This is a genomic window from Pseudoalteromonas sp. NZS11_1, assembly GCF_015864275.1.
GTDB classification, from domain to species: domain Bacteria; phylum Pseudomonadota; class Gammaproteobacteria; order Enterobacterales; family Alteromonadaceae; genus Pseudoalteromonas; species Pseudoalteromonas arctica.
In genome coordinates this window covers 59,491-72,487 of record NZ_JADYXK010000022.1, presented here as the reverse complement: position 1 = coordinate 72,487, position 12,997 = coordinate 59,491, and the positions used below count along the sequence as shown (strand labels likewise).

12 protein-coding genes are annotated in these 12,997 nt (G+C 39.1%); 3 read left to right on the top strand and 9 right to left on the bottom strand.

What is annotated here, in order from left to right; translation table 11 throughout:
* Positions 1-123: 123 nt before the first annotated feature.
* The 4 genes from I6F44_RS14995 to I6F44_RS14980 all read right to left on the bottom strand — a co-directional run bounded on the left by I6F44_RS14995 (position 124) and on the right by I6F44_RS14980 (position 2,575).
* The gene (locus I6F44_RS14995) at positions 124-576 is read right to left on the bottom strand and encodes a nuclear transport factor 2 family protein (protein WP_197174083.1); all 453 of its coding nucleotides are present in this window, start codon (positions 574-576) and stop codon (positions 124-126) included.
* A gap of 157 nt (positions 577-733) precedes the next feature.
* The gene (locus tag I6F44_RS14990; RefSeq protein WP_002960091.1) at positions 734-1,114 is read right to left on the bottom strand and encodes an STAS/SEC14 domain-containing protein; all 381 of its coding nucleotides are present in this window, start codon (positions 1,112-1,114) and stop codon (positions 734-736) included.
* 98 nt (positions 1,115-1,212) lie between these two features.
* Positions 1,213-1,905 carry a cupin domain-containing protein gene (locus I6F44_RS14985; protein WP_169060750.1) on the bottom strand — a complete coding sequence of 231 codons (693 nt, stop codon included), beginning with the start codon at positions 1,903-1,905 and terminating at the stop codon, positions 1,213-1,215.
* A gap of 49 nt (positions 1,906-1,954) precedes the next feature.
* On the bottom strand, positions 1,955-2,575 hold the full coding sequence (locus I6F44_RS14980) for a glutathione S-transferase family protein (protein WP_197117218.1): 621 nt from the start codon (positions 2,573-2,575) through the stop codon (positions 1,955-1,957).
* A gap of 390 nt (positions 2,576-2,965) precedes the next feature.
* On the opposite strand from I6F44_RS14980, the gene I6F44_RS14975 reads away from it, so the two are divergent.
* Positions 2,966-3,484 carry a TetR/AcrR family transcriptional regulator gene (locus I6F44_RS14975; RefSeq protein ID WP_101163235.1) on the top strand — a complete coding sequence of 173 codons (519 nt, stop codon included), beginning with the start codon at positions 2,966-2,968 and terminating at the stop codon, positions 3,482-3,484.
* An 87-nt stretch (positions 3,485-3,571) separates the two neighbouring features.
* Here I6F44_RS14975 and I6F44_RS14970 read toward each other — a convergent pair whose 3' ends face one another.
* The 5 genes from I6F44_RS14970 to I6F44_RS14950 form a co-directional block, all read right to left on the bottom strand.
* Positions 3,572-5,041 carry a carbon starvation CstA family protein gene (locus tag I6F44_RS14970; RefSeq protein ID WP_197174082.1) on the bottom strand — a complete coding sequence of 490 codons (1,470 nt, stop codon included), beginning with the start codon at positions 5,039-5,041 and terminating at the stop codon, positions 3,572-3,574.
* A gap of 269 nt (positions 5,042-5,310) precedes the next feature.
* Entirely contained in the window at positions 5,311-6,228 is a 918-nt protein-coding gene (locus tag I6F44_RS14965; RefSeq protein WP_007584308.1) for a carbohydrate kinase family protein, read from the bottom strand.
* A 2-nt stretch (positions 6,229-6,230) separates the two neighbouring features.
* A complete protein-coding gene (locus I6F44_RS14960; RefSeq protein WP_197174081.1) occupies positions 6,231-7,754 on the bottom strand; it encodes a mannitol dehydrogenase family protein in 1,524 nt (507 codons plus the stop codon).
* Positions 7,755-7,814: 60 nt separating this feature from the next.
* Entirely contained in the window at positions 7,815-9,536 is a 1,722-nt protein-coding gene (locus I6F44_RS14955; RefSeq protein WP_024591939.1) for a purine-cytosine permease family protein, read from the bottom strand.
* Between the two features lie 210 nt (positions 9,537-9,746).
* Positions 9,747-10,421: an HAD family hydrolase gene (locus tag I6F44_RS14950; protein ID WP_197117220.1), complete on the bottom strand. Its 675-nt coding sequence runs from the start codon at positions 10,419-10,421 to the stop codon at positions 9,747-9,749.
* Between the two features lie 427 nt (positions 10,422-10,848).
* Between I6F44_RS14950 and I6F44_RS14945 the strand changes: the two genes are divergently transcribed.
* Together I6F44_RS14945 and I6F44_RS14940 are read left to right on the top strand one after the other, a co-directional pair.
* On the top strand, positions 10,849-12,375 hold the full coding sequence (locus tag I6F44_RS14945) for a catalase (protein WP_197174080.1): 1,527 nt from the start codon (positions 10,849-10,851) through the stop codon (positions 12,373-12,375).
* Between the two features lie 99 nt (positions 12,376-12,474).
* Positions 12,475-12,990, top strand: a complete 516-nt coding sequence (locus tag I6F44_RS14940) for an ankyrin repeat domain-containing protein (RefSeq protein WP_197174079.1) — start codon at positions 12,475-12,477, stop codon at positions 12,988-12,990.
* Positions 12,991-12,997: the final 7 nt, after the last annotated feature.

The window sequence follows — 12,997 nt, the reverse complement described above, 5'->3', positions numbered from 1 at the left end:
TTTAATTGCCGCTGAATATGTTGCGCGTTTTGATTTCGTCATTTTTTCACCCAAATTTGTATGCTTAATTAGCATAACATTTCTTTCTTAATGGGTGGCCAAAATCACTGTACCACTACATATCTATTGCTTTATAAAGGTGACACCTTTAGGTATTTCATCTTGGGGTAATCGAGTAGAGTGCATTTGCGATAACAACCATTTATCGCCCACTTTTGATACAACGGCACTTTCTAACCAATAAATATCAATACTTCTTTCGGTGTTTTTAATATTGGCTTTATTCCAGTAATTAATAAAAGCAACATCACCCACTACACGCGAATTTATAACACTAAAATAATTAGTTCTTATAAAGTCAGAAGGCTTAACAACATTTATAAAGTCATTAATAGTCCACGCTTCACCGTGCTCTAAAAGTAAAAATGAATCATCAACGGCTGCACGCATTTGCGTGTGGTCAACGTTAGAAACAGCCAAAAAAAGATCGCTCACCGGCGTGAATATGTTGTTATCTTTTGCATGTATCGATGTCGAAAATATCAGGAATGTAATAAAGGTAAGTACTTGTTTCATTGTTTTTATAATGTGTAGTTTGCTCAATAATAATGAGTGTATTTTAATAGAGCAGTATTAACAATTGAAATAAACCGAATGTAACTACCTAACAATGTTACTCATAGAGCAAAAAAGCACTCGATAAGAGGGCTTTAATTTAATTTTTTCAATCAAGCTATTCATCTAGCCAATCTATGGCTGCGGTAGCATTTTCAAAGTATTGAACCTCACCCGAGATAAACCAGTTACCTATTTTTGCCATTCGAGCTTGCCACTCTTTATTACCGTAAATAGCTACTTTTTTAAATTCTTTAGAGTGCTTAACACCTAACTTTAAGTCATCCCACGCTGCGCGTAGTTCCCAACCTTCAAGTTCGCTACCATCTATTAAGGCGTTCACGACTGGGTGCTTAACTTCGCCAAGAGCTGAATTTATCATTGGTGTAATTATTTTGTAGTCGTCGTGAGTAAGCGTACCAACGGCTTTAAGTTTTAAAAAAAACTCTCTTCCTGCACGTTCAAGACCAATCGATAAACCATGTGTTGTGTGTACCATTACTGCTCTCCTTAAATAGGCTGAGTGGTAAAAGTACACCTTCTAAAATTAATTAGTCCTGAACTAAATCAATAAATAGTCTCAAATAAACGACTCAATTACGCATTTTGTACGCGAGATACCTGGTTTTCTACATCAGTTAAATGGCCCGTTTTAAGCCATACTTTTGCACCATTACTTCCCGCTTTAACGTTAACGGAGCTATTAATAGGCACTCTTAACCAACTGTTTTTTACAAGGGTATCGGCTTGCTCATCAAATGAGCCTTCTAGTACTAAAAACTCTGCTCCACCTTTTGCGTTTATAACCATGCAGGCGTTAGGCTTAAAGTGCAGCAAGCTTACGTCTTCAAAGTCGTCTTTATATAAAGGGGTTACGGCAACATTTTTAAAACTAGGGTGCACCGTACTTTGCATCAAGTTTGTTTGTAAACGCACGTGGGTTCGATCATCTGGCTGAAACTGCCATAACTTTACAAATATAACGCAGCCATTTTCAGACCCCGGTTTGTGCTTTGATTGCGGTGGGTTACGGATATAAGAACCTGCCACAAAGTCACCATGTTCATCTTGAAATACCCCTTCAAGCACAACAAACTCTTCACCGCCTGTATGAACATGCGGCGAAAATTCACTGCCAGGTGCATAACGAACAATAGTCGTTGCGCGAGCAACTTCGTCGCCCACACGGTCCAGTGCTCGTCTATCAACACCCGCCATTGGCGATGCAACCCACGGTAGCGTTTCGCTATGTACAACAACTCGTTTACTAAAATCGGCAGCAATTTTCATATTTGGCTCCTAACCGTAACTCCACTTAAATTTTAAACTAACAACCTAATTAAGCCGCAACACTTGGGCGTTTTGCTACTTTTTCTTGCCATGCAACTAAATGGGTTAACTCATTCGGGATTGCTATTTGTGCAAATCCAGCAAATACCAGACCAGCATACAATGTAATATCAGCAATACTAAACTGCTCACCAGCAACAAACGCCGATTGCGCTAGTACATCATTAAAATAGCTAAACCCTTGGCGTGCTTTTTCGCCTTGTTTTTCACCCCAAGCCACATTTTGATACGTTTCAAGCTCTGGACCTAAGCCATCAGTTGCATGATGAAAGTAAGTTGCCACAGCGTCAAGCACCATAGATTCTGCGCGTTTTTGCATCATGTTAATTACTGCACGCTCTTTTGCGGTTTCACCCATTAAAGATGGGCCTTCAAATGCGGTATCAATATACTCAGTAATAGCGGTACTTTCTGATATAAACGTGCCGTCATCTAGCTCTAATATGGGCACACCTGCTAATGGATTTTTAGCTAAGAAGGCTTCTGTTCTGTGCTCACCATTTAATAAATCAACAGGTACAAACTCAACATTTGCAGTGGCATTTTTTTCAGCTAAAGCGATACGAACACGAAGTGGGTTTGGAAAGTTTTCTACATCATAAATTTTCATAGCAATCTCTATCTTTATTGTTTAAAAGTGAATTAATGGCAGCAACCTACCTATCGGTAGGTAATTTATAATATTAAACTAAATTTAAGTCAACGTTTAAATTTTTCTGATTTATAGGATTTAACTTAATTCATAATAAAATTAGGGGGTTGCTTAAAAATAAAAACGCTTGTAAATAACTACCTACTGGTCGATAATTTTGCTATACCAATTGCATTAAATAAGTGATCTATTATTGCGCTAAGAAAATAGCGCAATAACAAGGCGAAAATTATGACATCTAGTTATTCTATATGAATAATTTTTAACGCAGTTAGTGAGTTGTTTAATGCGATACAATGATCATGTTTTAATAAAATTGGTATTACTGCAGATAGGAAAATATTAAAAGTGAGTAAAAAAGAAGCGTTATTAAAAGCAGCTGAAAACAAGGTGCGCCTTGGCGGATACAGTAATTTTAGTTTTAGAGAGCTCGCAAGCGAAGTTGGAATTAAGAGCGCCAGTGTGCACTATCACTTTCCGACTAAGGCCGATTTAGGTGCTGAGCTTGCTCATCAATATACTAATTCTTTTTTAGCTGCGTTAGGCGAGCCAAACGAGCTTAAAGCAAGCGGTAAAAATCCTATTGATGTGTACACTCAGCTTTTTAGAAGTGCATTAGTAACCGATCGTAAAATGTGTTTATGTGGTTTGCTAGGAGCCGAAAGCGATAGCCTTCCAGATAAAGTACGCCTTGAAGTAAAACGCTTTTTTAATCAAAATTTAACATGGCTTAGCGCTGCGCATTTAGCTAATGGTGAACTCAACCCTACTAAAGCAGCTATTCAAACAGTGAGCTTGCTTGAGGGCGCTATGATGATAAGCAAAACGCTCGACGATAACAGTTACTTTGAACTTGCAACTCAGTAATACCTAAATTTAGTACACAAAAAAAGCGAGCTATTCATTATGAATAGCTCGCTTTTTTAATGCTTGAAATAACTTATGTGATTATTATTAAACCGCTGTTGGTTTAACTTTATGCTTAGAGTGCACAATAGCTAAAACAATTAAGCCAATCACTGTTACTACAGCACCAATAGGTTTACCTAAATCACTTGATAAGTTAAGACCAATTGCGGCAGTACCAATATAAGAAACCGTTACCGCAGTTGCTATAACAGCAGGAACACTCGCAATCCAATGGAATGTACCACGGTCAAACAAGTACTTAGTGGCAAGCCATAATACGCTTGTAGAAAGCAGCATATTTGAAAATGCAAAGTAGCGCCAAATTAATGAAAAATCGAGTTTCGTCATAAAGTAAGCAATAGTAAGTATAGGTACAGCCACTAATAAGCGATTACGTAAACTTTGCGAAATATTAAACGCATCAACAACTGTTAAACGTAGTGAGCGGAACGCTGTATCACCAGAAGTAATTGGGAAAACGGCTACTGCAATAATTGCCATTATACCGCCAAATACACCTAAGTAACTGTTAGCTACATGGTTTACAACTAAACCTGGACCACCTTGATCAAGCAATGCCTTTAAGCCCGCGTAACCATCTGGGAACGCTGCAATACCAGCAAGTGCCCATACACAACCTACAATACCTTCACACATCATAGCGCCGTAGTAAACTGGACGTACGTATTTTTCGTTAGTTAAACAACGCGCAATAATTGGCGCTTGAGTAGAGTGAAAACCACTAATAGCACCACAGGTAATTGTTATAAATAACAATGGCCATGTTGGTAATCCATCTGGGTTTGGCTCTAAAAAGTCATGTGCGTGATCAGCTTCAAAGTAAGCTAAAAAGTCACTTGGTACCGGTAAGTGCGGCGCATTAATAAGTAATGAAATAGCAATTGCCACTGTCATTACAATCATTAGCGCACCAAAAATTGGGTAAAACTTAGTAATGATTTTATCAATTGGTAGCAAGGTAGCTAAAAAGTAATACGCTAAAATAGCGAGTACCCAAAAGGTATTATTTGCCAGTATTGTACCTTCAAAAAAATCAAGGTTACTTAGCAAACCTGCAGGGCTCATAATAAATACTACACCTACAAAAAACAGTAGCATGGCAGTAAATACAAGCATAAAGCCTTTAAATACGACGTTGTAATAATGGCCTGCGATTTCTGGTAGGCTTTTACCGTCTTCTTTTATACTCATTACACCTGAGAAGAAGTCGTGTACAGCGCCACCTAAAACATTACCAAGTACAATCCATACTAGTGCAACTGGTCCGTATAAAGCACCTAAAATTGGGCCAAATATTGGACCTACGCCAGCAATGTTTAAAAACTGAATTAAAAATGCTCTTACAGGGTGAATAGCTACGTAATCAACACCTTCGCTAAAGCGTTTTTGTGGTGTGTCAGCAGTTGAATCCAAACCGGCTTGTTTTTCAACAAATGGGCTGTAAAACTTATAGCCCAGTATTAAAATAGTGAGGCAGATAAAAAAGATGATCATAAAGCACGTTTCTCTTTTTGTATTTTAGTTATAGAGCGCATTGTGTGTCGCCCCGCCTTTTCAATCCGTGAATAATCGACGAACAATAACAAAGCTTCAACCCTCAAACAATAAGACGTTTAGCTAATACAATAATCGATATAAGCCACTATTTACGCAACCTGCACACTTAACGCTCCACATTGAATGTTTATTACACACGTCTTATTTTGGGCACAAAAAAAGCGGTTAAACTTTTACGTTATAACCGCTTTCACACACAATGTTTTTTAAAGTGGGTTCATAAACTCACTAATTTGTTGATGCGTTAAAGTAGGTGTTGCGCCAGAACTTTCGGCGACCATTGCTCCAACGGCACATGCAAAGTCAACGGCATATTGCGCGTCGTCGTTGCTACAAAGCTGATAAATTAACGAACCTAAAAATGAATCCCCTGCGCCAACAGTGTCAATTACGCTAATTAAATAACCTGAATTATAAAAATTCTCGCCTTTGATTGTTAATAAAGCACCGTGGCTACCTTTGGTTACACATAAGTAATCGGTATTTGTTTGCTGTGCTATAAATGCTAAATTTTGTTCAAGCGAATGAAACTTACAACCCATCGCTTTTGCTATTTCGTATAGCTCTTCATCGTTTAATTTAATAAAGTCTGCTTTATTCATTAAATCTACAAGTGTTTCTAGCTTGTAATGCGGTGCACGTAGGTTCACATCAAATACTTTAAAGTTTGCTACATCAACTAGTTGATTTAATGTTGCTAAAGACGCTTCGCTTCGCCCAATTAGGCTGCCAAATACAAATACATCGCTACTTTTAACTTTACTAAGTAACTCATCAGTAAGCGCTATATTATCCCACGCAGTATCTGCCACTATTTCATAACTTGCTGAGCCACCACTGTCGAGCGTTACCTCAACCGTACTAGTTTTTTTGTCACTATTAATAGCAATGTATTCGCAGCTTACGCCTTTGCTAGTAATTTCGCCTAGTAGCTCAGCGCCTAACTCGTCGTTGCCAACAGCGCTGATCATATCGGCTTTAATGCCTAGTGAGTTAATACGCACACACATATTAAGTGGCGCGCCACCTAGGCGTTTACCTGAATCAAAACAATCCCACAGCACTTCGCCAAAGCAGCTAACACTTACGTTTTCGCCTGATTTATGATTAATTAAAATGCTCATAATTAGTTACTCTTTTGATCAAGTACAGCCTGCATAATGGCTTTAATTTTACTATTAGGTGCATACAACGCAGCAATCGACTTTTTATATTCAGCAGTAAACGTTTCGTTATGCTCAAGCTTACCAAACAAGCTCGTTAACTTTAAAAATGCAGACGGGCTAGTTTGAGTCTCTTGCGCGTAAGAATTAAGCTCTTTGTGCATCGCATCTTGAATTTCAAGCTTTTCGCCGTTTTCACTTAAACCCTTATCGCTGTATAAACACCAAGTTGCAATAACAAGCGTTGCCAGTGATACATCTCGACCTTGTACTAGGTTTTCGTTAATTGTGGCAATTAAAAACTTAGGCAGTTTAGCTGAGCTTTCACTACAGATACGCGCTAGGCTGTCTTTAATATTAGGATTAGCAAAACGCTCTATTAACGTATCTTTGTAGCTTTCAAGGTCAATGCCTTCAAGTGGTTCAAGATTTGGCGTTACTTCTTTATCCATAAAAGCACGCAGGTATGTGGCAAATAATTCATCCGATACCGTTTCATCAATAGTGCCATAGCCATGGATTGAACCTAATAAACCAAGTACAGAATGCCCTGCATTAAGTAAACGTATTTTCATGGTTTCATAAGGCGTTACATCAGTAACAAACTGAGCACCAACAACATCCCAATTTGGACGAGAGTCACTAAATGTGTCCTCTATTACCCATTGTGTAAACGACTCACAGGTAATTGGCCACTCGTCGCTAACACCATATGCATCAACCACGTAATCAATATCACTCTTTTTAGATACCGGTGTAATACGGTCAACCATCGCATTTGGAAACGATACGTTTTGCTCAATCCACTCACTTAGGTCTTTGTCTTGCTCTGTAGCAAAGGCTAAAAGCATTTTGCGTGTTACGTTACCGTTGTGCTGAATGTTATCGCACGACTGCACTGTAAACGCGCCTTGGCCTTGCTCTTTACGCAGTTTTAACGCAGCAGTAATGTAACCAAACGCTGTAATTGGGTCGTTCGTGTTATTAATGTCGTTAATAATATCTGGATTACTGTAATCAAACTCGCCCGTTGCAGGGTTAAAGTTGTAGCCGCCTTCGGTAATAGTAAGCGACACAATTTTAGTATCGCTGTGCGCTAACTTATTAATTACCGCTTGTTTGTCCTCTGGAGCAAACAAAAAGTCGATCATTGAGCCTATTACTTTGTTATCTATTTTACCGTCTGGGTGTCTAACAGTAAGCGTATAAAGGTAATCTTGCTGCTTTAAAATATCACGCAGACCACGATTACCCTCTAAAAGGCCAACACCACATATGCCCCATTGCTCAGAGCCTGGGGTTTTTAAAAGCTCGTTAACATATACCGCTTGATGAGCACGATGAAAACCGCCCACGCCAATATGAACAATACCGGCTTTAACTACGCTACGGTCGTAGGTTGGTGTATCAACATGGCTTGGTAATTGAGCCAAGCTTTGTTGGTTTAGCCCTGTAACTAGAGCGTCAGTGTGTTGATGTTGCGTCATGGTGCGACCTTACTAAACAAAAATAAAATATAAATTACGATACTGTATTACGATAAGTAATTACGATGCTGTATTGAGTACTTTATGGCGTTTTAACGACCAGTACGCAGTAACAAAATAAATAACAGTACAAATAAAACAGGCTATTTCGAACTGCGATTTATTAGCGCTGTACATACTCATAGTTTCACTGAAAAACATTACTTGGCTGGCAAATATAAAAATAATAACCAGTGAAACCGTAGAAACCGCATTAAGTACTTTGGTAAATACAGAGCTGTCAATTACTGGCTTTGGAATATCTTTAGCTTCAGCAGCTTGATATTCTTTAATATCACGTTGCTCTTGCTCTTCTGCTTCAATCTCTTGTGTGTAATCTTCACCGGCGCCGTATTTTTTAGCTAAAAGCGTATAAATAACGATTGTGAAAATCCACGTAGGAATAAACAAGTAGTAAAACGACATTACATCAATAGCATTTAAACCAAAGCCAAACACAAGCGCTAACGCCCAAGATGCTATAGCCGGTACGCTGCGGGTAATGTTTTTATATTTAGCCCAGTAACGTGTTAGGCCAATTTTAGGAAATAACACATGTTCAGCAAACACAATGCCGCCTACTGGCACAACTAATAAGCCTGCGTAGGTAAGTAGCGGAAGCATTTGTGAAAATACAAACGGGAAACACGCAATAATCACGGTTACAACACCTACAATAGCGGTTGTGCGTTCACGTGATTGATTAACAAATATAGATTGTGCTGCAAGACCTGCACGGTAAAGGTTTGCGTTAGCTGTAGTCCAACCGGCAATAATTACAATAACAAAGCCAGTCCAACCTAATGCATGGTATGCAACATCGCCCGGATCAAGTGATGAAATAGTTGTTTTAAGTAATACCGCAACACCTGCGCCCATAATACCGGCAGAGATCCACGCTAAGTAATGACCAAAAAACATGCCCACGCCAGAAAACAAGCCATAGCTTTTGCGTTTAGCAAATCTAAAAATAGCCATGTCGATTAAACCAAAGTGAGTAATTGAGTTAGCAGCCCATGCAAAGCCAATCACTTCTAATAGGCCAATGCCTTTTTCACCATCGGCATTGGTGCCCGTCCATATGGAGGAGTCGCCTATGGTCATAAAGTCGCTAAAGCTAGTTAAAGAGGTAGAACCTAATACGTGATTTGAAAGCTCAGGGAATAACGCGAACGAACCTGCAATAAATATAACAAATAGCCACGGCGCGCACAGTTTCGAAAAGTCAGCAACCGTAGAAAAGCCATACATCGCAACAAACACAACAATAGAGCCAACAGCTAAAACAATGGCTACAAACCAAAAGCTATTTGGATACCAATCAAGTTGCGCAGGTATATCAAACAAAAACCGCACGGCGGTGGAGGATACCGTGATCATGGCGGCCGATATAACACTAAAAATAACCACGTTAGCCCAGTTATAGAGCTTGGTCATTGAGTTACCAGCGATTTTGTTTAAGTAGTTATATAAACTTAAGCGGGTTTCTACTGCAATGGGTGCAGTAATCAGCCACCAAGAACACATTGCTAACAGGTTACCTATTAATAAACCCAGTAGAATGTCGATGGTTGAAGCGCCTAATGCAACAAACGTTGCACCAATAACAAATTCAGTAGCCGCAACATGTTCGCCAGCATATAGCCCTGCAAAATGTTTCCAGCCATGAAGCTTATTATTAGCAACAGGAAGTTGCTCTTCGTTTACATCTTTAAATGTTTGTGTGTGTGGACTCGTTGCCATGGTATTTCCTATTGTTAACAGCAAAGTATTTAATACCTAAATACTTTGCCTTTTATAATTTGGCTTATAAACGCATGATGTTTTGCCATGTTTTGTTTTATTTTTAGTAAAGCAAAACCATCTACATTTATATTTTGCGTTTGCTTGCCTGTCAGTGAGTAAGGCGAGCAAATCGCGTTTAAAACTTGGTGTATTTAAAAAGCCGCGTGTTTACTGCTTTTTAAGTGCAGGGTATGCACTAAAAAAATCTTGCCAATGCGTTAAATGATCAACATTTGGGTAAGCACTGTGCACATGATTAACAGAGCCTTGCATATGTTGCCCACCGCTGTAATGCAGTACTTGCATGTTGGCGTCAATTCCTGCATTTACGCCGGCTTTACTGTCTTCAATCACTAAACAATGCTCTGGCTTTACACCCATTTTTTTAGCTGCATGTAAAAATAAATCGGGTGCTGGTTTGCCACGCTTAACTTCGCTGCTGGTAAAAACCGTATCGCTAAAGTACTTACTTAAACTCACTACGCTCAACGCTTTTGCGGTGCGTGCTGGGCTGCTGCTAGTAGCTATACAAATAGGCACAGCTAAATTGTTAAGTACGTCTTTTATACCGTCAGTCGTGGTTAGCCCGGTTTCAAATTCGTTTAACAGTGCTTCGCGGTAGTCACCTTCAAAGCTTTCAGGAAGAGTGACATTAAATGCATCCGCTATTTTTTGGCTTACTGTTTTAAAGTTGCAGCCTAAAAAGTGTTGCTGTACATAAGCACGGTCAATCTCAACGCCTTTTTCAACAAGCATATTAATGAGTACTTGTGCGCTTAAAATTTCGCTATCAATAACAACGCCATCACAATCAAATATCACTAGCTCAATGTTAGTATTCATCTTGTCACCTTATTAAAACTGTTTGGTTTAGCTAATTTAAGTATAACGAGTTAAGCGCGATTAATATTGTGCAGCTTTTTAGTGCAACCCAATAATGAGCATAAGCCCACCGATTGAGCATATTCCCTTTATTGCACGAATATGTCAACACACTGTAAGTATAAAACGCACCAGCTTGGTGAAAATACACTCAGATAAAACTAAAAACCTTTGTATTTAATCAACTTTATAAAAGCATATTGCGACCAAGGTCGTAGTAAAAAAATTCCGTTAACGTAAAAAGTGCTCCTGTTAATTTATTTCATCTATTTTACAAATCACATCAATCTAATTAATCAGTTTTACCGAAGTTAATAAAATCAATACTATCGTTAACAGATTAACAGCCTGCACCACTGCCGGCACTTTTAAATAGATGAGGTCGACAATGAATACTCAAATAAACAAAACAAAATTAACACTAACTGCACTAGCACTTGCAATGGCATTACCGGCAAGCGCAGCAACAACACTTACTAAAGATAACGGCGCAGCTGTTGGCGACAACCAAAATTCAATTACTGCAGGCGAACGTGGCAGTGTATTACTAGAAGACGTGCAACTAATTCAAAAACTACAACGCTTTGCACGTGAGCGTATTCCTGAGCGTGTTGTGCATGCTCGTGGTACTGGCGCACACGGTGTGTTTGTAGCATCAAAAGAGCTAGACGATTTAACAATTGCAGCACCGTTTGCACAAGCAGGTAAAGAAACAGACGTATTTGTTCGCTTTTCATCTGTAATCCACTCTAAAGGTAGCCCAGAAACACTGCGTGACCCGCGTGGCTTTGCAACTAAGTTTTACACAGACCAAGGTAACTGGGATTTAGTAGGTAATAACTTACCTGTGTTCTTTATTCGTGATGCAATCAAATTTCCAGACATGGTGCACTCTTTAAAGCCATCTCCGGTTGATAACATTCAAGATCCTAACCGTGTATTTGACTTTTTCTCACACGAACCAGGTTCTACACAAATGCTAACGTGGGTTTACAGCGACTACGGTACACCAGCAAGTCTTCGTAAAATGGACGGTTGGGGTGTACATGCATACAAAATGATTAATAAATCGGGTGATGTTAAATACGTTAAGTTTCATTGGGTAAGCCAGCAAGGCATTGATAACCTTGACGCAAAAGAAGTGGCAAAAGTACAAAGCCAAAACTTTCAGCATTTAACACAAGATTTATACACTGAAATAAACAGAGGCAATTTCCCTAAATGGGATCTGTACATTAAAACGCTTGATCCATCGCAACTTGATGACTTTGATTACAACCCGTTAGATGCAACAAAAATGTGGTTAGACATTAAAGAAACTAAAGTAGGAACAATGACCTTAAACCGTATGCCAACTAACTTCTTCCAATCTACGGAACAAGTAGCAATGGCACCGGCAAACATTATTCCAGGTATTGAGCCTTCAGAAGACCGTTTATTACAAGGTCGTATGTTTTCTTACGCTGATACACAAATGTACCGCCTAGGTGCTAACCACCAGCAATTGCCAATTAACCGTGCAAAAGTTGAAGTGGTTAACTACAACCAAGACGGCGCAATGAACTACGGGAACACGACAAGCAATGTGAACTACCAGCCAAGCCAAGAAAACGTAGCTGAAAACCCAATTGCACGTAGAAGTAACACAGAGCTTAAAGGCTTTGTACAACAAGCCGCGATTAAAAAGCAGCAAAACTTCGCGCAAGCAGGTGTTATATACCGTGGTTTTAGCAAGCAAGAACGTACAAACCTAATTAATAACCTAGCAGGCGATTTAGGCAAAGTGCAAAACAGCAGTGTTAAACACAAAATGCTTAGCCACTTTTACAAAGCAGATAGTGAGTACGGTACACGCTTAACTAAAGCTGTAAACGGCGATATTAAAATGGTTAAACAACTTGCAGCTAACTTATAAGCAACTAGTTAAAAGCAATTAGTCCCAACTAAATAGCTATTTAAACCACAACCATGAGGGAGGGAAAACCCCTTCCTCCTTTTATACAAGGCAATGGTTATGCGTAATTTATTAATTATAGTCGCTCTACTACTGAGCTTTACCAGTAGCGTTTACGCTCAAAATACCCCAAGTACACAAACACCCAGTACGCAAGTTGAAAGCCAACATTCTGCAAAAACACAATACCAAAGCTTATTTGCTTATTACTTTGCCGCAGCACGTACAAACGACACCGCTGTAATAGAGCAATTTGTAGATGCCGGTATTCCTATCGACAGTTACAACAATAAAGGTTACACCGCATTAATGATTGCCACCTATCATGGCAATAAAAACACGGTAAACACGCTTTTGCACTTAGGCGCTAATGCCTGTTTAGAAGATAACCGAGGTAACACAGCGCTTATGGCTGCTATTTTTAGAGGTGAATTTAGTATAGCTAAAACACTTGTATCACTTGATTGCGATAACGCGCATCAAAACAAAGCCGGTCAAACAGCCGAGCAGTTTGCACAAACATTTGGTCAACAAAAAGTTATAGAGTTACTAGCAAAGGTAAATAATGCAAAATAATCTGCAC